This is a genomic window from Azoarcus sp. L1K30 (assembly GCF_018122735.1).
Classification (GTDB): domain Bacteria; phylum Pseudomonadota; class Gammaproteobacteria; order Burkholderiales; family Rhodocyclaceae; genus Parazoarcus.
Map to the genome: position 1 here is coordinate 2518614 of NZ_JAGRRD010000001.1, position 19482 is coordinate 2538095.

Genomic DNA, 19482 nt, shown 5'->3' on the forward strand with positions numbered 1-19482 from the left:
GCGGCCTGGCGTTGCCCCCCGCGCCTTGCACGCATGCACCGTCCACAAAAAAGGGCGCCCCGACTGCGGGCGCCCTCTTGACCTGCGTCGGGTCATTACTGCACACGAACCTCGACACGACGCGCTTCGTCAGCATCGGCGCCACCGAGTGCGACCGCTGGGCGACGCAGCAGCACGCGATCCGCAGCCACCCCCGCCGCAAGCAAGGCATCGCGCACCGAAATCGCGCGATCCCGCGCCACCGCGACATTGACGTCGGCTGCGCCGGTTTCATCATGGAAGCCCGACAACAGCACCCTGGCATCGGCCTGCGCCTCGATCGCCGCCACCACCGGCGCCAAGGCGAGCGCGGCGTCCGCCGACAACGTGGTCGCGCCGGTATCGAAATAGATCTTGAGCAAGGGTTCCCCCACTTCCTCGATCTCGACGTACTCCACCTCACCGCCAAGCAATACGGTTTCTGTGGCTGCGGGCATGGCGCTCGAACGGCCCAGCGAATGCACGCCGAGCCCGATGACAAAGGCGATCACCAGCGCGATCACACCGAAAAGCACCCCCATGACAACGTTCAGTTCGCTGTCTTCCTGATCAAACATGTGTCGCTCCCACTCGAGTCTTCGTGTTGTATGGCAAACCCGCGCAAGTCTATCCGAATTGCACGCATACGCCACGCGGTTTGCGCAATGCAATAATCCTGCTGAATCCTGCACCTCCGATGGATTTGTGAGAAGATTTACCTACGCTTCATGAGCCCCGCATTCATGTGGGGACACTTTAACCAGCGCAAGGAGATCGGCATGGGTTTGTTCAGTTTCATCAAGGATGCAGGCGAGAAGCTCTTCGGTACCGGTGAGGCCAAGGCCGCACAGGACGCCGCCGCCGCGGCCCCCAGCCCGGAAGCGAATGCCCGGGCCAACACCAAGGCAGCCGAGGCCATTGCGCACTATCTCGACACCCTCAAGCTGCTGACGCCCGACATCACGATCAGCTTCGATGGCGCTTCGGCCAAGGTCACGGTCAGCGGCACCACGCCCGACCAGGCCACCAAGGAGCGCGTTCTGCTGGCCGCAGGTAACGTCGCCGGCGTTGCCGAAGTCGAGGACAAGGTCACCGTACTCAAGCCCGAACCGGAAGGCCGCTTCCACACCGTCGTGCGCGGCGACACCCTGTCGGCCATCGCCAAGACCTATTACGGCAATGCCAACAAGTACATGGTGATTTTCGAAGCCAACAAACCGATGCTCGGCCATCCGGACAAGATCTATCCGGGTCAGATGCTGCGCATTCCGCCGCAAGCCTGAGTCAGGCTCATCACCGGACATGGTGGGAAATGTCCCGCCATGTCCCGCCATCCCCGCGCAATCGCGATCGGCGTGGCGCTTGAATTGCATGAGCAGGGGCGCTACCCTCGGCGCTCGCCCAATTTCCCGCCAATCCATCTGGCCCCAAGCGCATGCCTCGCATCCAGATCGACCTGCCCGACACCCTGCCCTTCTCCTGCGACATCCAGCTCTATCTGAGCCACATGAACTATGGCGGCCACCTCGACAACGCCCTGCTGCTCACCGTCGTTTCCGAAGCACGGGTGCGCTACCTGAAGTCGATGGGCTACACGGAGCTCGACGTCGAAGGCCTGGGCATCATCGTCGCCGACGCCGCCCTGCAGTACAAGTCGGAAGCCTTCCATGGCGAAACCATGGTGGTGTCTATGGGTGCAGCCGACTTCAGCAAGTACGGATGCGACCTGCAATGGCGCATGAACGACAAGGCGTCGGGACGCGAAGTCGCGCGCGGCAAGACCGGCATCGTCTTCTTCGACTACACCGTACGCAAGATTTCTCCTGTTCCCGAAGCCTTCCGCGCCCGCTTTCCTGCACCCGGGAACTGACATGAAGCGCACTGCGGCCAGACACGTTGCCGTGATCGGCGGCGGCCCGGCCGGACTGATGGCGGCCGAACGCGTCTCCGCTCAGGGCATCGACGTAACCGTTTTCGATGCCATGCCCTCTGTCGGGCGCAAGTTCCTGCTTGCCGGACGTGGCGGACTGAACCTGACCCACAGCGAGCCGCTCGACGCTTTCCTGACGCGCTACGGCACCCGCGCGGCCGAACTCGCACCAATGATCGAGGCCTTCGGGCCCGCCGCGCTGCGCGACTGGGCCGCCTCGCTCGGCATCGACACTTTTGTCGGCAGTTCGGGCCGCGTGTTTCCAACCGAAATGAAGGCGGCGCCGCTGCTGCGCGCGTGGCTGGCACGACTGCGCAGCCAGGGGGTAAAGTTCGCCGTCCGTCATCGCTGGCAAGGCTGGGTCGATACCGCGCCGACGCAGATCCTGCGCTTCTCGACCCGGGAAGGCGAGCGCTACGCAGAAGCAGATGCCGTGATCCTGGCACTTGGGGGCGGCAGCTGGGCAAAGCTTGGCTCCGACGGCGCGTGGGTCGATCTGCTGCGCGCCCGCGGCGTCGACATTGCCGACCTGCGGCCGGCCAATTGCGGCTTCGACGTCTCCACCGACTTTGCCACAGACACGGCAAACGCCAACAAGGGCTGGAGCACCCACTTCCTCGAGCGCTTCGCCGGCGCACCAATCAAGTCCGTTGCCGCCCGCTGCACCGACCCGCACGGGCACGAACACACCCGCAGCGGCGAATGCATGATCAGCCCCACCGGCATCGAAGGCGGCCTCATCTACGCGCTGTCCGCCCCGTTGCGCGACAGCCTGCACGCGAGCGGCAAGGCCACGCTCCATCTCGACCTCGCGCCCGGCCGCAGCCTCGAACGGCTCGTCGCCGATCTGTCACGCCCCCGCGGCAGCCGCTCGCTCGCCAGTCATCTGCAGGGTCAAGCCGGCATCAAGGGCGTCAAGGCCGGATTGCTGCGCGAGTGCCTGCCTGCTGCCGCGCTGAACGACCCGGCCCAACTCGCCACTGCCATCAAGGCCCTTCCACTGCGCCTCATCGCGCCCCGCCCGCTGGACGAAGCCATCAGCAGTGCCGGCGGTGTGCGCTTCGAAGACACTCTCGACGGCACCATGCTGCGTGCCCTGCCCGGCGTCTTCTGTGCCGGTGAAATGCTCGACTGGGAAGCCCCCACAGGCGGCTACCTGCTGACCGCCTGCCTGGCCAGCGGCCACGCCGCCGGCCTGCGCACGATCGACTGGCTCAACACACACTGAACGGTCAACACACGTCCGAAATCAACCGGTTCGACGCCACGCCAGCGCCCAAACAACGCTATTGGCGACGGGGTTTCCCCGCGACCTGCAAAACCACCCGACCCGATCCGGGATATCGGGCGGCTCACCACGGCAGAGAATCACCAGTTCGCCTCACGCTCCGGCGTCGACGTAATGCGGTGAATCGAAAGGTCCGCCCCAACGTATTCCTCTTCCTGGTCCAGTCGCAGGCCCACCATCAGTTTCAGCACGCCATACACGACGCCTCCCCCGACCAGCGCCACGACGATGGCGAGCATGGTCATGGTCGCTTGCGCCATCAAGGACACGCCGCCCAAGCCGCCGAGCGCGGTGCTGCCGAAAATGCCGGCAGCGAGGCCGCCCCAGGTGCCGCACAGGCCGTGCAGCGGCCATACGCCGAGCACATCGTCGATCTTCCAGCGGTTCTGCGTGAGCGTAAACATGCCCACAAACAGGCCACCTGCCACGACACCGACGACCAACGCACCAAGCGGGTGCATCACGTCGGAACCAGCACAGACGGCCACCAGTCCCGCCAGCGGCCCGTTGTGGACGAAGCCGGGATCGTTCCTCCCCAGCACCAGCGCGGCCAGCGTGCCGCCCACCATCGCCATCAGGGAATTGATGGCGACCAGCCCGGTGATCTTCTCCAGCGTCTGCGCAGACATGACGTTGAAGCCGAACCAGCCAACGATCAGGATCCATGCGCCCAGCGCCAGGAACGGGATGGACGAGGGCGGATGCGCGGAGATCGCGCCGGTACGCGAGTAGCGCCCATGGCGCGCACCGAGCAGCAGCACCGCGGGCAGCGCGATCCAGCCGCCCATCGCATGCACCGCCACCGACCCCGCGAAGTCATGAAACTCGGCACCAAAGGTCGCACTAAGCCACGCCTGCACACCGTAGGCCTGGTTCCACGCGATGCCTTCGAAAAAGGGGTAGACGAAGCCAACGATCAGGAAAGTCGCTGCCAGCTGGGGATAAAAGCGCGCGCGCTCCGCGATGCCCCCGGAAATGATGGCCGGAATCGCCGCCGCAAAGGTCAGAAGGAAGAAGAAACGGGTCAGCTCGAAACCGTTCTTCTCCATCAGGCTCTCCGCGCTGGAAAAGAAATGCACGCCGTAGGCGATACCATAGCCGATGAGAAAGTAGGCCAGCGTCGATACGGCAAAGTCGGTCAGGATCTTGACCAGCGCATTGACCTGGTTCTTCTTGCGTACGGTGCCCACCTCGAGAAACGCGAAGCCCGCATGCATCGCGAGCACCATGATGGCGCCCAACAGGATGAACAGAACGTCACTACTTGTCTTGAATGCTTCCATAAGCCCTCCAAACGGAATGGAAGGCAGAAAGCAAGCACTGTTCCAGTGCAGACAGTCATATTTTTCGGTGCATGCGCCCACTATTGGCGCATCGTTACGCACTGTCTTCGTGCATAGCGCCAATCTGAAGCACCCTCCCGGTGCAGTCACTGGCAACACACCCACTCTGGAGTAAACGCCATCTGGTGTGGGCATCCGGGCTGCGCGGTGCGTAAAATGCGAGCTTTTCGCCTGCCGCCCAGACCATGACCGCACCCCGCCCACCAGAACTGCTTGCGCCTGCCGGCTCGCTTGAGATGATGCGAACCGCTTTCGCCTTTGGCGCAGACGCGGTGTATGCGGGTCAGCCGCGTTACTCGCTGCGCGTGCGCAACAACAGCTTCGGCAAGCTCGACGTGCTCGCTGCCGGTATCGACGAGGCGCATGCGGCGGGCAAGCAGTTCTACCTGGTCGCCAATATTTACCCCCACAACTCGAAGATCCGCACCTTCGAGCAGGACATGGCACCCGTCATTGCCATGAAGCCGGACGCGCTGATCATGGCCGACCCCGGTCTGATGATGATGGTGCGCGAGCGCTGGCCCGAGGTGGATATCCATCTGTCGGTACAGGCCAATACGACCAATTACGCCAGCGTGCGCTTCTGGCAGTCGATGGGCGTGAAACGCATCATCCTGTCGCGCGAGCTGTCGCTGGACGAAGTCGCCGACATCCGCAACGCCTGCCCCGAGATGGAACTGGAGGTGTTCATACACGGCGCGCTTTGCATCGCTTACTCGGGTCGCTGCCTGCTGTCGGGCTACTTCAACCACCGCGACCCCAATCAGGGCAGTTGCACCAACTCGTGCCGCTGGGACTACAAGATGCATGAAGGCGCCGAGAATGGCGCCGGCGACATCCAGACCTGCAGCGACTCACCCGCGCTGGGCAACCCCCGCGACTTTGGCACCGTCGGCACCGCATTGGGCGGCGGTCCGCGACACCACCAGGCAAACCGCGTGTGGCTGCTCGAGGAAGGCAGCCGCCCAGGTGAGCTGATGCCGATAGAAGAGGATGAGCATGGCACCTACATCATGAACTCGCGCGACCTGCGCGCGGTGGAACATGTGCAGCGCCTGGTGGATATCGGCGTCGACTCGCTCAAGATCGAAGGCCGGACCAAGAGCCCCTATTACGTCGCCCGCACCAGCCAGAGCTATCGTCGCGCAATCGACGACGCCGTCGCCGGTCGCCCGTTCGATCTGCAACTGCTGAGCGAACTCGAAGGGCTTGCCAACCGCGGCTACACCGACGGCTTCTATCAGCGCCATCACACACCGGAACACCAGAACTACCTGCGCGGACACTCGGAATCGGGGCGCAGCCTGCTGATTGGCGAAATGCTGGGGTTCGACAGCGCGCGCGGATTGGCCGAAATCGAGGTGAAAAACCGCTTTGCGTTGGGCGACATGCTCGAATTCATCCAGCCGAGCGGCAATTTCAGCAGCCGCTGTGAACGCATCGAGGACGCCGAAGGCGGCGCGCTCGAGTGTGTACCTGGCAGCGGGCGACGGGTCTGGCTTGCGCTCCCGCAAGGTGCCGCAGCACACGCCCCCTGCTTCGTCTCACGCTTCATCTGACTGCGTGCCCGCATGAGGGCACCTGCGGCCTCAAGGCTCCCGGTGCTCGCGTCGACGCGCGCGAACATGTGCCGGCGCTTGATTCCAGGCCACCATGCCGCCAAGCAGCAAGAAACCACCAAGCAGTGCCAACGCGGCAAACGGCACGGACATGGCGAGCAGGGGCCAACTCAGCGAACGCACGAGCAAGGCCTGCGAAGGCATTTGCGGGTTGACCCAGGCCGTTACCAGCCGACCGGCATTGAGTTGGCGAAGGTTCGCCTCCACCACCGAACGTCGCTCGGCCCCCTGGTGGAGGTCGTAGCGAGAGCCGACGTATTCCTTCGTCCCATGCTGATAGCGAAACCGCACCATCAATGCCGGCAGCGGCCGGTTGTGAAATATATCGGGCGGCTCGATCCGCGCCGCCTCGAGCACCGCCGGCACTTCCACCCATTGTCGTGTCTGCATGGCCTCGTAGAGCGGCTGAACGCCGAAGGAGATGGCGCCGAAGATGCCTGCCACCAGGAAGAATATGCCGAGCAAGGGAAAGACGACCCGAATGCCCCCTTCGATCAGATGAACCTTCAGTGAAATACGCGACATGGGCATGTAAACTCGGAATGAAGCTGTATTCTACGACCCGCCCTCGCATACTGAAAACGGAGTAAATCCGGCGACGGCGCTCGTGATCGATTTCGTGTCGATCTCACCACAAAATACTCTTCGACCTTCTCTGAACCCGGACGACATACACACGTTGTTACACGTCTTATATCTTCCGGCAGACTAATCGCCACCTCGCCCATCCATGTCCGCCTTCGCCAAAGACATCGCCACCACCGCCCTCGACCTGACGCAGGCAGACCATGCACGCATCTTCATCGAATTGCTCGATCACTACGCCAGGGATCCGATGGGCGGCGGCAAAGCGCTGGACGTACGGTTGCATCAAACGCTCATCGCGCGGCTCAAGGCTCGCCACGACTACGTTGCCTTCCTCGCTTTCAAGGGCGACCTTGCCTGCGGCCTGATCAACTGCTTCGAAGGCTTTTCGACCTTCGCCGCCGCGCCGCTGCTCAATGTCCACGATCTGGTAGTGCATGCCGACCACCGTGGCCGGGGCGTTGCCCAGGCGCTACTTGGCGCGGCCGAGGCGGCGGCTCGCGCGCGCGGATGTTGCAAGCTCACACTCGAAGTCCTGTCGAACAACGGTGCGGCGCTTGCCGCCTACGACCGCGCGGGTTTTCACCCCTATGTACTCGATCCGGAGGCCGGCCACGCGCTGTTCCTGCAGAAATGGCTGGCGCCGCAGACAGCGGAAGCGGGGTAGGCAGGTCCAATCCGCCAGCCACACCGTGCTGCAGCGCACACTGCGTTGCGCTATAATGCAAGGCTTTGTTTTATCTGAATAACAGGACTCGCCGTGCTCGTCGCCGCCAATATCACCATGCAGTTCGGGGCCAAGCCCCTGTTCGAGAACGTTTCCGTCAAGTTCGGCGACGGCAACCGCTACGGCCTGATCGGTGCCAATGGTGCCGGCAAGTCGACATTCATGAAGATCCTGTGCGGCATTCTGGAGCCGTCAGCCGGCAATGTGTCGAAGGACCCGCACGAGCGAATGGCCTACCTGCGCCAGGACCAGTTCGGCTATGAAGACCTGCGCGTGCTCGATGTGGTGATGATGGGCCACGAGCAGATGTGGGCGTGCATGGCCGAGAAGGACGCCATCTACGCCAATCCGGAGGCCACCGAGGACGACTACATGCGTGCCGCCGAACTCGAAGGCAAGTTCGGCGAATACGACGGCTACACGGCCGAAGCGCGTGCGGGTGAGTTGCTGCTCGGCGTGGGCATCGGCACCGAGTTGCACAACGGGCCGATGAAGAATGTGGCCCCGGGCTGGAAGCTGCGCGTGCTGCTGTGCCAGGCGCTGTTCGCCAACCCCGAGATTTTGCTGCTCGACGAACCGACCAACAACCTCGACATCAACACCATCCGCTGGCTCGAAGACGTGCTCAACAATCGTGACTGCACGATGGTGATCATCTCCCACGACCGCCACTTCCTCAACCAGGTCTGCACCCATATGGCCGACCTCGATTACGGCACCATCACCGTGTACGCCGGCAACTACGACGACTACATGGAAGCGGCGACAATCGCCCGCGAGCGCCAGTCAGCGGCCAACTCGCGCGCCAAGGACAAGATCTCCGAACTGCAGCAGTTCGTGCGCCGCTTCTCGGCCAACAAATCCAAGGCCAAGCAGGCCACCAGCCGCCTGAAGCTGATCGACAAGCTCAAGCCCGAAGACGTCAAGCCGTCCTCGCGTCAATACCCGTGGATCCGCTTCGAATACGACGAGAAGGACAAGCTTCACCGCCTGGCCTGCGAGGTCGACAACATCAGCTTCGGTTACGACGGCATGGAAAAGCCGCTGTTCAACCGCCTGTCGCTCGCGATCGATGCCGGCGACAAGGTGGCCATCATCGGCGAGAACGGCGTGGGCAAGACCACCCTGATGAAACTGCTGGTGGGCGAGCTCAGCCCGCAAAAAGGCGCCGTGAAGTGGGCAGAGAAGGCCAAGCCGGGCTATTACGCCCAGGATCACTCGGCGGATTTTGCCAGCGGCGTCAGTCTCACCGACTGGATTGCCGACTATGCGCGCATCACCTCGGAGTCGGTCGGCGGCGACGTCGAAACCCTGATCCGCGGCACACTCGGACGCCTGCTGTTCTCCGGGGATGAAGTCAAGAAATCGGTGAAGGTCATCTCCGGTGGCGAACAGGGCCGCATGCTGTTCGGCAAGCTGATGCTGTCGCGCCCCAACGTGCTGCTGATGGACGAACCGACCAACCACCTCGACATGGAATCGATCGAGTCGCTCAACAGTGGCCTGGAGAAGTTTCCCGGTACGCTGCTGTTCATTTCGCACGATCGCGAGTTCGTGTCTTCGTTGGCGACGCGCATCATCGAAATCAAGCTCGACGGCACGGTCATCGACTACCGCGGCACATACGAGGAATACCTCTCCAGCCAGGGCCTCGATTAAACCCCGACGCTCAACGCACCGCGCCCGCCTTCCGGCCGCTCGCCCAAGCGGCTTGCAGGTCCGTGGCTGGCAGGGGTTTGTCGTACAGATAGCCCTGACCGATATCGCAAGCTTCGGCGCCGAGGAAATCGGCCTGGACCTGTGTCTCGATCCCTTCTGCGACGGTCCGGAGCCCGAGGCTGCGGGCCAGTGCAATCACGGCGCGGATGATGGCCTCACCGTTCGGATCGCGGCCGATGTCGTGCACGAAGGATTGATCGATCTTGAGTCTGTCCAGCGGCAGACGCCTGAGATAGGCCAGACTTGAATAGCCGGTACCGAAATCGTCGATGGCGAGCGCGACGCCCAGCACGCGAAGCCCGCCGAGCACACCGAGCGCCTGCTCCGGCTCCCGCATGATCATCGATTCGGTCACCTCCAGCTCCAGTCGATCGGCCCCGAGCCCGGCGTTCACGAGGGCATCGGCCGTGGCGCTGACGATCTGGTCGCGGTCGATCTGTCGCGCCGACAAATTGACCGCGACCAGAGGCACATTGAACCCGGCGGCATCCCAGGCCGCCATTTGCCGGCACGCCTCGTTCAAGACCCAAGCGCCGATGTCGACGATAATGCCAGTCTCTTCGGCCAGTGAAATGAACTGCCCAGGTGAAACCAGCCCGAGATCCGGATGCTGCCAGCGCACCAAGGCTTCGACGCCGGTCAGCGTGCCGGTTGCCAGATCGATCTGCGGCTGGTAATGGAGCACCAGCTCGTTACGCACCACCGCGCCGCGCAGGGCATTCTCCATGACCAGACGCTCGAAGGCCCCGGCAGTGAGCTTCGGTGAAAAGAACTGGTAGTTGTTGCGCCCCTGCGATTTCGCCTCGTACATGGCCAGATCCGCATGCTTGAGCAAGGTGTCGACGTCTTCACCGTCGTCCGGATAGAGCGCAATACCAACGCTCGTCGTCACCGTCAGCTCATGGCCGGCAATCGACCGTGGCCTGGCAAACACGTCGAGCATCTTGCGCGCGACGGCGGCGACCTGGCTCACGTCGGTCTCATCCTCGATCAGCAGCACAAACTCATCGCCGCCCAGTCGCGCGAGGGTATCGCTGGAGCGCACCAAATCGCCGATCTGCCTGGCCACCTCGATCAGCAGTTCGTCACCAACCGTATGCCCGAGCGTGTCATTGACACTCTTGAAGCGATCGAGGTCGAAGAACATCAACGCCAGTGCGCCACGTTCGCGCCGTGCGCGATCCAGGGCATGCTCGAGTCGGTCTCGCAGCAGAATCCGGTTGGGCAGGCGTGTCAGAGAATCGTGGTACGCCAGAAAATCAATTCTTTCCTGCGCAAACTTCAAGGTCGAGATATCGCTGAAAACCGCCACGTAATGCGTGATTACATCCGCCTGGTCCCTGACCACGCTGATGGTCAGCCACTCAGGGTACACCTCGCCGGACTTGCGCCGGTTCCACAATTCGCCACGCCACTGCCCCAGCGAATTCACACTGCGCCAGATGTCCCTGTAGAAGGCTTCATCATGTCGCCCCGACTTCAACAGACGCGGATTGCGACCGATGGCCTCTTCTCTCCGATAGCCGGTGATGGTCTCGAACGCCGGATTGACGGCGAGGATATTGCCCGCCGCATCGGTCACCAGGATACCTTCGGTCGTGCTCTGAAAGACGCGCTCGGCGAAGCGCAACTCGCGCTCTATCTTGCGCCGGTCCGAGATATCACGCGAAAAACCGACCGTTCCCAGCAGTTCACCATCTTCACCACGCACCGGCGCCCGGTAGGTTTCGAACCAGCGCGGCTCGCCGTGCAACTTCAATTCCTCTTCGACCGAATAGCCCTGATCACTCTCGATGGCGCGGCGGTCATCGGCGACGAACTGCGACGCCACCGCATCCGGCCACAAGTCGTGGTCGCAGCACCCCTTGATGCCGTCGGGTGCCGACTGCGCACACGCCTCGGCAAACCGGCGGTTAACGGTGAGAAAACGGCTATCGCGATCCTTCAGCCATACCATGAAGGGGAAATTGTCGATCAGTGCCTGCTGATAACGCAGGCGCTGCTCCAGGCTGGCATTGAGCTCGAGGATCTTCGCCTCGGCGGCACGCTGATCCTCGAGTACGCTGAGTAACACCCGCCGGGACAGTTTTGCTTCGTCCAGCAGATGCGCCAGCTCCGCCTGAATACTCCGCGCCAGCTCCTCAGCGCGCACGCGCTCGGTGACGTCGAGACACACGCCGGCAATGGCCGGTCGCCCCTCATAGCTTGCAGCGCGTCCATGGACCTCGACCTCAAGCGTGCCGCCATCCCGCCTCAGACCGCGAAAGATGTATCGAATCTCGTCCTGTGCGCCCTCAAGGCGCTGGCGAATGTTGGATGCCACCAGCTCACGCTGTTCCACCGTCACCAACTCGGACACCGGCACGCGATCGATCAGCGCCTCCGGTCGGTCATAGCCGAACATGGCCGCAAAGGCCGGATTTACATAGCGAAACCTGTTGTCCTGGATCACATAGATGCCCGCCAGCGACTGCTCGACGACGGCGTTGAAGACCCTGCCCGACTCGCTGGAGTTCATGCTTCCCCCCGGCTGTCTCTGCCGTCTGCCCGCACAATGGCCGCAATGGACAGGTGATCGCTCTTCGGGGTCGCGGAACCTTCGTCATCACCTGCATTCAGGTAGCGCGGCGACTCCCCCAGTCGGGCAAGCAAGGCATTGACCTCCTTCTTCAGCTCCAGCACTCGGGACTCGCGCCCCAATGTCGCCTCATACCATCGCTTCAATTCTGCAAGGCTGGCGGCCAGACTGGCGGATTCTCGATCACGTTCGATCGCTATCGCCACCAGATTGGTCACGCTGGCAATCTGCTCACGCTCGGATTTGGTAGCCGTGCGCGGCGTCCGGTAATAGACGGCAAAGGTGCCGAGAACACGCCGCGCCGACGAAAGAAGCGGCGACGACCAGCACGCCTGCAGGCCATTCTCCAGCGCCAACGCAGCGTAGTCCTTCCATAGCGGATCGGAGGAGATATCAACGACAGAGACCTCCTGGCCGGTAAAAGCCGCCGTTCCGCAGGAGCCGACTCCCGGACCGATAGCCACGCCATCAATCGCCTGCGAAAAGGCCTTTGGCACACTTGGCCCTGCCCCCAGGCCAAGATGCGTCCCGGCCTCATCCAGCAAGAGGATCGAGCACACCATGTCCGGGTTCAGCGCTTCGAGTTCAACCACCACATGTGTCAACGTCTCCTGCAAGGGTTCGCTGCGTGCAATGCGCTCGAGCACATTGTTCGCCAACTCGAGCATCCATTTTCCGTTGTCCTGATCAGTCATTGAAGATCCTGCATCCCAGCCATTTGCCTCACGTGGAGACAGCGCCCTTGCCTGTCGCTCACGACACCCCGATGATGCCCGAAAAGCGTGCACCTTCGGTGCATTGGGTAATGTGCAGGAATGCCAACGATGTCAACGCCCTCGTTGGCGCTCAGCAGGCCTTGACGACGATGTCGTGCAGCGTGTTGGCACAGTGCGCCATCCGGTCCGCCGCATTCGAAAGATGACGGTAGATCTCGCGGCGCTTGAACATGTTCAGGTAGTCGTCCCCCTGGAACAGATCGGCCAAGGCCTTGCGATAGAGCTTTTCTACCCTGCGTTCGGCCTTGCGCCCGGTGTCGGCGCTATCGGCGCTGCGCACGGGTTGACTCGCCAGCAGCGAGAAACCGGTCGCCAGTGCCTTCACGCCCTGCAGCAGCAAGCGCGCCATCTCGGTCGTATACATGTCAGGCCCGACACCAAGCACATCCATCTCGTTGACCGTGCTCTTGCAGTAATTCACGACCTCGTCCAAATCCATAATGGCGCGGTAAATGTCCTCACGGTCGAATGGCGTGGAAAAGGCCTCGTTCAAGGTATGCAGATTGTGGATCTTGAGGCGATCAGCCGCATGCTCATCGGCCTTGATCTGCTTGGCGATGGCCGGGTCCGCATGCTCCATGAAATCCACCAGCAGGCTTACGGTGTGCACGACCTGCAAGGCCTGCTCGGTCAGCAGGCGGTGGAAGTCCGGGGCCTTGGGGAAGATCCGGTCGAGCACGCGAAAAACGATGGAACGTGTGGCTTCAGTCATGAACTGACCTCATCGCAGAAAGGGGCGCAGGACGAGCAGCGCGAGCGCGCCCGCCGCCGCTGCCGCGGGGATGGTGATGATCCAGGTTGCTGCGATCTCACCTGCCTTGCCCCAGCGCACGTTGCGCGGACGTTCGGATGCGCCGATGCCCATGATCGAACTGGCCACCACATGACTGGTCGACACTGGCGCCCCCGCCAGCGAGGCGGAAAGAATCACCGCGGCGGACGTCAACTGGGAATCGAGCGCGTGCAGCGGGCGCACACGGTAAACCGCGAAACCGAGCGTGCGCACGATACGCCACCCCCCGGTTAGGATCCCCGCCGTCATTGCCAAGGCACAGGCCAGCATGACCCAGAACGGCACTTCGAAAGCCGGTATGAAGCCCCCCAGCAGCAGCACCAGGGTAAGAATACCCATGCTCTTTTGCCCGTCATTGGCGCCGTGCGAAAACGCCAGCCCCGCCGTCGTCACATATTGCGCCAGCCGCAACCGGTTGTTGAGCGAAGGCCTTGCTCCCCGGAACAGCAGGGTCAGGACACGATGGATCAGGAAACCCACCGCAAAGCCGAGCAATGGCGATAGCACGAGCGCCAGCAACACCTTGCACACGCCCGACAGGTGCCCCTGTGCGAGTGCCGCGAAGCCCCAGACCACATGATCCGCCCCTGCAGAACTCACCACTGCCCCGATCAGGCCGCCCACCAGCGCGTGCGACGAAGAGGACGGAATGCCCTTCCACCATGTCAGCAGATTCCACGCGATCGCGCCGATCAAGCCTGACAGCACCACACCCAGCGACAATCGCTCAGGCACCCCTGTGAGATCGACAAACCCGCCAATGGTATTTGCCACCGCCGTCCCGCCCAGAAGCGGCCCCAGAAACTCGAACACCGCAACCACGGATACCGCCTGGGCAGGCGTCATCGCGCGCGACGCGATGACCGTCGCAACCACATTCGCCGCGTCGTGAAAGCCGTTCGTGTAGTCGAACACCAGCACGATCACGACCGCAATCACGGTAATCGCCAGAATCGGATCCACCCTGCAGCGCTCCCGCATACGAACTCATGTGTCGTCGATCATAGGCGGATGGCGACACGAAAGCATGCCGCAGCGCGCCATGACCGGTGCGCACGCGCCTGCGAACGGATGCTCATGGCAAGGCATGAGCGAGCGTCACTGCACAGGCTCACGATCCACGGTCTCGGATAGAATGAGGTCTGATTAAACGGGATGCGACATGATCGGGATCTTTCTGGTGACGCACGGCACCTTGGGCGAAGCTCTCATCCAATGTGCCTGCCATGTGCTCAACAAGCGCCCGCCTCTGATCGCCCAGATGGGCGTTTCGGCACAGGACGACCCGCTCGACCTGCTGCCGGTCGCGCGTCAGATGCTCGCTTGGACCGATAGCGGCCACGGCGTGCTCGTGCTGACCGACATTTATGGCGCAACCCCGGCGAACATCGCCACCAAGCTGCTCAAGCCCGGTGTCATCGAAGGGATTGCGGGCGTCAATCTGCCGATGCTGTTGCGCGTACTGACCTATCGAGAACGGGACATGGCAACCCTGATCAGCCGCGCGATATCGGGCGGCTGCGACGGCGTAATGCAAATTAAGTAATCGAATCCGGATTTTCCTGATCACTACAAGAAATCGAACGAGACACAAGATGCCCAAAGCGGACGTAGAAATCATCAACAAGCTCGGACTGCACGCGCGCGCTTCGGCCAAGCTCACGCAACTTGCAAGCAGTTTCGGCGCCGACATCTGGCTCGAGCGCAATGGTCGCCGGGTGAACGCGAAGAGCATCATGGGCGTCATGATGCTGGCCGCCGCGCGGGGCTCGACGATCAGCGTCGAAACCTCGGGCAAGGACGCAGATGAAGCGTTCGCGCGCATCCTCGAGCTGATCGCCGACCGCTTCGGCGAAGAGGAATGACGCCATGGCCTTCACGCTGCACGGGTTGCCGGTCTCGCAGGGCATCGCCATCGGCCATGTGCATCTGGTGTCGCACGCGCTGCTCGAAGTCAATCACTATCACGTCGCCCCCAAGCACATCGGGGACGAACTCCTGCGCCTCGACGAAGCATTCGCCACCGTCCAGGGCGAACTGGTCGGGCTCAAGGCCTCGGCAACACTGGGACAGACGCATAGCGAGGTAGGCGCTTTCGTCGACCTGCAGCTGATGATGCTGGCCGATCCGATGCTGATCGAGGCCGCGCGCGGCCTGATCGAATCGCGACGGTGCAACGCCGAATGGGCGCTCGTGCAGCAGATGGAGCTGGTGGTCGAGCAGTTCCGCCAGATCGAGGACCCCTACCTGCGCGAACGACAGGCCGATATCGTGCAAGTGGTCGAACGCCTGGTGAAGGTGCTGCTCGGACACCCGGGCCATCTTCCTCCACGCCGGCGCGACGGACTGGGCACGGTCGTCGTCGCACATGACCTGTCCCCGGCGGACACCATCGGCTTTCGCGACCACAACATCGCCGGCTTCGTCACCGATGTCGGCGGCCCCACGAGCCACACCGCCATCGTCGCCCGCAGCCTGTCGATCCCGGCGGTGGTCGGCCTGCACCATATTCGCGACCTGGTCGAGGACAACGAACTCATCATCGTGGATGGCACGCGCGGGGTCGTCATCGTCGGCCCGGATGAGACCGTCGTGCAGGAGTACCGCCTGCGGCGTTCGGAGCTCGAACTCGAACGCTCCAAGCTGAACCGGCTCAAGGACACACGCGCCACCACACTCGACGGCGAAGACGTCAATCTGCTCGCCAACATCGAAGGCCCGAAAGACTTGCCGCAGGTGAAGGCGGTCAGCGCCGATGGCGTCGGCCTGTACCGGACCGAGTTTCTGTTCATCGGCCGCGACACCCTGCCGGACGAAGACGAGCAGTACGAAGCCTACCGCGCCGTGCTCAAGGCGATGCCGAGCAAACCGGTCACGATCCGCACCTTCGACGTCGGCGCCGACAAGGCCCTCAACGGCAACCACGGTCGCGTCGAGCCCAACCCGGCGCTCGGCCTGCGTGCGGTGAGATACTCGCTCGCCGAACCGAAGATGTTCCTGACCCAGTTGCGCGCCCTGCTGCGCGCCTCGGCGCACGGCAAGTTGCAGATCATGATCCCCATGCTTGCCCATGCGCACGAAATCGACCAGAGCCTGGCGTTGATCGAAAAGGCCAAGGCCGAACTGCGGGCAGAGAACGTGCGCTTCAATGAAGCGATTCCAATTGGCGGCATGATCGAAGTCCCCGCTGCCGCACTGGCGCTGGGCATGTTCATTCGCCGCCTGTCCTTCCTGTCCATCGGCACCAACGACCTGATCCAGTACACGCTGGCGATCGATCGCTCCGACGAAGCCGTCGTCCATCTTTACGATCCACTGCATCCTGCCGTCCTCAAGCTGATCGGCGGCACCATCCAGGCCGGCGCACGCTTCGGCATGCCGGTATCGGTGTGCGGTGAGATGGCTGGCGATCCCGCCTATACGGAGCTTTTTCTCGGCATGGGCCTGCGCAACTTCTCGATGCATCCGGCACACATCCTCGGCGTGAAACAGCAGGTCCTGCGCGCCGACGTGGGCGAACTCGCACCGCGCGTGCAGCGCATACTGAAGATGGACGAGCAGGCGCGGGTGCGCGAGGCGGTCGAGCGCCTAGGCGGCTGACGCCTTCTCACCGGCACGGGGCAACACGCCGGCCGGCGCAATGACGTCTGATCACACAACGGCGCCATTGCGCCGCCTGCCGCGCGCCATTAGAATGCTGGCCTGTTCTGCGAAAGCCACTCCGGCTTTCCACGCCCGAGCGGGCGTCGTATAACGGCATTACCTGAGCTTCCCAAGCTCATGACGAGGGTTCGACTCCCTTCGCCCGCTCCAGCTCCCGTCATTCCAAAATCCGCACGGGTCCAGCGCACGGCCATGAATTCGCACTTCACGACGCGCGCGTCGTCCTTGCTCAACCCCCCCCACGTGCAAACAGCCGTCCGATGGCTGCAGGATGGGACGGAAAGTACAGATGCACGTACGAGGCGGTCAGCCGGCCGCAGCGATAGATCGCTTCTCCCTGGCGCCCGTCCGCCGTGCGGGCATGCCCCCAGGGCGGCAACGGCGTTTCGCTCTTCGAATAATGAAAAGTGTGTCCGCGAACTGGGCCTTCGGGCAATTCCGCCGTCTGCAGGCCGAGCGCGGCAAGACGTTGCTGCATGACGGTGCGCCCGGGCAGCAGGCCGCCGACTGCATGCTGCTGCCCGCCCTTGTCGACCAGAGTCTCGAACAGGCTCATCATGCCGCCGCACTCGGCCAGCACCGGCCACCCGGCATCCACATGCCCGCGCAGCGCCTCCCAGAAATCGCGATTGGCCGCAAGCTGCGCACCATGCAGCTCGGGATAGCCACCCGGTAACCAGACCGCATCGCATTCAGGCAGGGTATCGCCGGCCAGCGGCGAGAAGAAGGTCAACGTGGCGCCGAGCGCACGCAAGGCGTCGAGATTGGCCGGATAGATGAAGCCATAGGCCGCATCACGTGCCACCGCAATCCTGTGTCCGGCAAGCAGCGGCGGGGTGGGTGTGATCGGCGCGGCGTCGAACGTGACGGCCGGCGGCAATTCCGCCGCGCCCGTCCGCGCCAGGTTGTCGGCGAGACGATCGAGCCTGGCATCCAGATCGCTGATCTCGGCGGCCTGCATCAAGCCCAGGTGGCGCTCGGGCAGAGTCCCGTCGGCGTCCCGCAAGACTGCGCCAAACCAGCGCATGCCTGCCGGCAGCGACGCTGCGAGCATGTCGGCGTGCCGCGGACTGCCGACCTGATTGGCAAGCACGCCGGCAAACGGCAGCTGCGGACGATAGCTCGCCAGCCCATGGGCAACTGCGCCAAAGGTCTGGGCCATCGCGCGTGCATCGATGACAGTCATCACCGGCAGCCCGAAGCGGCAGGCAATATCGGCTGCCGACGGGGCGCCGTCAAACAGCCCCATCACGCCTTCGACCAGGATCAGGTCGGCCTCGCCCGCCGCGTCATAAAGGCGCCGTGCGATGTCGTCCTCCCCGCACATGCCGAGATCGATGTTGTACACCGGGACGCCACTGGCCACCGCATGGATCTGCGGGTCGAGAAAATCCGGCCCCGACTTGAATACCCGGACCTTGCGGCCAAGACGGACATGCATCCGCGCCAGCGCCGCCGTCACGGTGGTCTTGCCCTGCCCCGAGGCAGGCGCGGCAACGAGTAGCGCCGGGCAGCGGCGCGGCTCACCTGTCGCGCTCAATTCACTCACGCCTCACGACCCGATACGGTGGGATGAACCACCGCACAGCCGGCATGCGGTGGATGCGGTGCGTCGCCATTGCCTCGGGGTGAAAACCAGGCCAGTTTCGGATACAGCCCGACTACCCCGCCCACCACCGTCAGTGCCGGCGGACGTATGCCGGCGCTGTGCACTGCCGTTGTCAGCGTCGCGAGGTCGGCGGTGACGACGCGCTGGGCATCGGTCGTGCCACGCTCGATCACACCTGCAGGCGTGTCCGGCGCCAACCCGTGCGCCACGAGCTGGGCGCAGATTTCGGCCAGCCGCGAAATTCCCATGTAGATCACGAGTGTCTGTCCGGGACGCGCGAGCATCTGCCAGTCGAGATCGAGGGCACCGTCCTTGAGAAACCCCGTCGTGAAAATGACCGACTGCGCATGGTCGCGATGTGTCAAGGGAATCCCTGCGTAAGCGGCAATGCCAGCCGCCGCCGTCACCCCGGGGACCACCTCCACGGTGATGCCGGCATCGACCAGCACTTCCATCTCCTCGCCGCCACGACCGAAGATGAAGGGATCCCCCCCCTTCAGCCGCACCACCCGCTTGCCCGCCGTGGCCAATGACACAAGCAGGCGGTTTATCTCGCCCTGCGGCAAGGTGTGATCCGCCGCCTTTTTGCCGACGTAGATGCGCTCGGCCTCCGCCGGCGCCAGTGCGACGATGGCCGGGCTGACCAGGTTGTCATAGACCACGACGTCGGCGCCCTGCACCAGACGCGCGCCACGCAGGGTCATCAGCTCGGGGTCACCCGGCCCGGCACCCACCAGATAGACATGACCTGGTTGCGGCCCAGGCCGCGCCCCCGCCATCACAGGCACACTCATTTCACCACTCCAATCCGCGCTCTGCGAACGCGCCGTTCCG

General features: G+C 63.3%; 18 protein-coding genes and 1 tRNA gene. 10 read left to right on the forward strand and 9 right to left on the reverse strand.

All coding sequences use genetic code 11. The features are described from left to right. Positions 1 to 95: 95 nt before the first annotated feature. The gene (locus J5J83_RS11555) at positions 96 to 596 is read right to left on the reverse strand and encodes an OmpA family protein (RefSeq protein WP_212349240.1); all 501 of its coding nucleotides are present in this window, start codon (positions 594 to 596) and stop codon (positions 96 to 98) included. 201 nt (positions 597 to 797) lie between these two features. Between J5J83_RS11555 and lysM the strand changes: the two genes are divergently transcribed. The 3 genes from lysM (at position 798) to J5J83_RS11570 (ending at position 3176) form a co-directional block, all read left to right on the forward strand. Next, positions 798 to 1301, forward strand: a complete 504-nt coding sequence (gene lysM / locus J5J83_RS11560) for a peptidoglycan-binding protein LysM (RefSeq protein WP_212353039.1) — start codon at positions 798 to 800, stop codon at positions 1299 to 1301. A 152-nt stretch (positions 1302 to 1453) separates the two neighbouring features. After that, positions 1454 to 1888: a thioesterase family protein gene (locus J5J83_RS11565; protein ID WP_212349242.1), complete on the forward strand. Its 435-nt coding sequence runs from the start codon at positions 1454 to 1456 to the stop codon at positions 1886 to 1888. 1 nt (position 1889) lies between these two features. Next, positions 1890 to 3176, forward strand: coding sequence for a TIGR03862 family flavoprotein (locus J5J83_RS11570; RefSeq protein WP_212349244.1), 1287 nt, complete (start codon positions 1890 to 1892; stop codon positions 3174 to 3176). Positions 3177 to 3316: 140 nt separating this feature from the next. Here J5J83_RS11570 and J5J83_RS11575 read toward each other — a convergent pair whose 3' ends face one another. Beyond that, entirely contained in the window at positions 3317 to 4519 is a 1203-nt protein-coding gene (locus J5J83_RS11575) for an ammonium transporter (RefSeq protein ID WP_212349246.1), read from the reverse strand. A 245-nt stretch (positions 4520 to 4764) separates the two neighbouring features. Between J5J83_RS11575 and yegQ the strand changes: the two genes are divergently transcribed. Then, complete coding sequence (yegQ, locus tag J5J83_RS11580) at positions 4765 to 6138, forward strand: tRNA 5-hydroxyuridine modification protein YegQ (RefSeq protein WP_212349248.1); 1374 nt, start codon at positions 4765 to 4767, stop codon at positions 6136 to 6138. Positions 6139 to 6168: 30 nt separating this feature from the next. Here yegQ and J5J83_RS11585 read toward each other — a convergent pair whose 3' ends face one another. Next, complete coding sequence (locus J5J83_RS11585; RefSeq protein ID WP_212349250.1) at positions 6169 to 6723, reverse strand: DUF3592 domain-containing protein; 555 nt, start codon at positions 6721 to 6723, stop codon at positions 6169 to 6171. 205 nt (positions 6724 to 6928) lie between these two features. On the opposite strand from J5J83_RS11585, the gene J5J83_RS11590 reads away from it, so the two are divergent. Next, the gene (locus tag J5J83_RS11590) at positions 6929 to 7450 is read left to right on the forward strand and encodes a GNAT family N-acetyltransferase (RefSeq protein ID WP_212349252.1); all 522 of its coding nucleotides are present in this window, start codon (positions 6929 to 6931) and stop codon (positions 7448 to 7450) included. 93 nt (positions 7451 to 7543) lie between these two features. Then, entirely contained in the window at positions 7544 to 9169 is a 1626-nt protein-coding gene (locus J5J83_RS11595) for an ABC-F family ATPase (RefSeq protein WP_212349254.1), read from the forward strand. Between the two features lie 10 nt (positions 9170 to 9179). On the opposite strand, the gene J5J83_RS23140 is transcribed toward J5J83_RS11595, so the two are convergent. The 4 genes from J5J83_RS23140 to J5J83_RS11615 all read right to left on the reverse strand — a co-directional run bounded on the left by J5J83_RS23140 (position 9180) and on the right by J5J83_RS11615 (position 14339). Then, the gene (locus J5J83_RS23140; RefSeq protein ID WP_212349255.1) at positions 9180 to 11747 is read right to left on the reverse strand and encodes an EAL domain-containing protein; all 2568 of its coding nucleotides are present in this window, start codon (positions 11745 to 11747) and stop codon (positions 9180 to 9182) included. Then, positions 11744 to 12502 carry a GAF domain-containing protein gene (locus tag J5J83_RS11605; protein WP_212349258.1) on the reverse strand — a complete coding sequence of 253 codons (759 nt, stop codon included), beginning with the start codon at positions 12500 to 12502 and terminating at the stop codon, positions 11744 to 11746. Before J5J83_RS11605 ends, J5J83_RS23140 begins: the two co-directional genes overlap by 4 nt. A 151-nt stretch (positions 12503 to 12653) precedes the next feature. Continuing rightward, positions 12654 to 13295: a DUF47 family protein gene (locus J5J83_RS11610; RefSeq protein WP_212349260.1), complete on the reverse strand. Its 642-nt coding sequence runs from the start codon at positions 13293 to 13295 to the stop codon at positions 12654 to 12656. Positions 13296 to 13304: 9 nt separating this feature from the next. Then, a complete protein-coding gene (locus J5J83_RS11615) occupies positions 13305 to 14339 on the reverse strand; it encodes an inorganic phosphate transporter (protein WP_349251886.1) in 1035 nt (344 codons plus the stop codon). A gap of 199 nt (positions 14340 to 14538) precedes the next feature. Between J5J83_RS11615 and J5J83_RS11620 the strand changes: the two genes are divergently transcribed. The 4 genes from J5J83_RS11620 to J5J83_RS11635 all read left to right on the forward strand — a co-directional run bounded on the left by J5J83_RS11620 (position 14539) and on the right by J5J83_RS11635 (position 17189). Next, positions 14539 to 14922, forward strand: a complete 384-nt coding sequence (locus J5J83_RS11620; RefSeq protein ID WP_212349264.1) for a PTS fructose transporter subunit IIA — start codon at positions 14539 to 14541, stop codon at positions 14920 to 14922. Between the two features lie 49 nt (positions 14923 to 14971). Then, on the forward strand, positions 14972 to 15241 hold the full coding sequence (locus J5J83_RS11625) for an HPr family phosphocarrier protein (protein ID WP_212349266.1): 270 nt from the start codon (positions 14972 to 14974) through the stop codon (positions 15239 to 15241). Positions 15242 to 15245: 4 nt separating this feature from the next. Beyond that, the gene (gene ptsP / locus J5J83_RS11630; RefSeq protein WP_212349268.1) at positions 15246 to 16976 is read left to right on the forward strand and encodes a phosphoenolpyruvate--protein phosphotransferase; all 1731 of its coding nucleotides are present in this window, start codon (positions 15246 to 15248) and stop codon (positions 16974 to 16976) included. A gap of 139 nt (positions 16977 to 17115) precedes the next feature. Then, positions 17116 to 17189, forward strand: a tRNA-Gly gene (locus J5J83_RS11635). A gap of 79 nt (positions 17190 to 17268) precedes the next feature. Here the strand turns inward: J5J83_RS11635 and J5J83_RS11640 are convergent. Both J5J83_RS11640 and cobA read right to left on the reverse strand, forming a co-directional pair. Continuing rightward, positions 17269 to 18579 carry a cobyrinate a,c-diamide synthase gene (locus J5J83_RS11640; RefSeq protein ID WP_212353042.1) on the reverse strand — a complete coding sequence of 437 codons (1311 nt, stop codon included), beginning with the start codon at positions 18577 to 18579 and terminating at the stop codon, positions 17269 to 17271. 5 nt (positions 18580 to 18584) lie between these two features. Further along, positions 18585 to 19442 carry a uroporphyrinogen-III C-methyltransferase gene (gene cobA / locus J5J83_RS11645; protein ID WP_212349270.1) on the reverse strand — a complete coding sequence of 286 codons (858 nt, stop codon included), beginning with the start codon at positions 19440 to 19442 and terminating at the stop codon, positions 18585 to 18587. Positions 19443 to 19482: the final 40 nt, after the last annotated feature.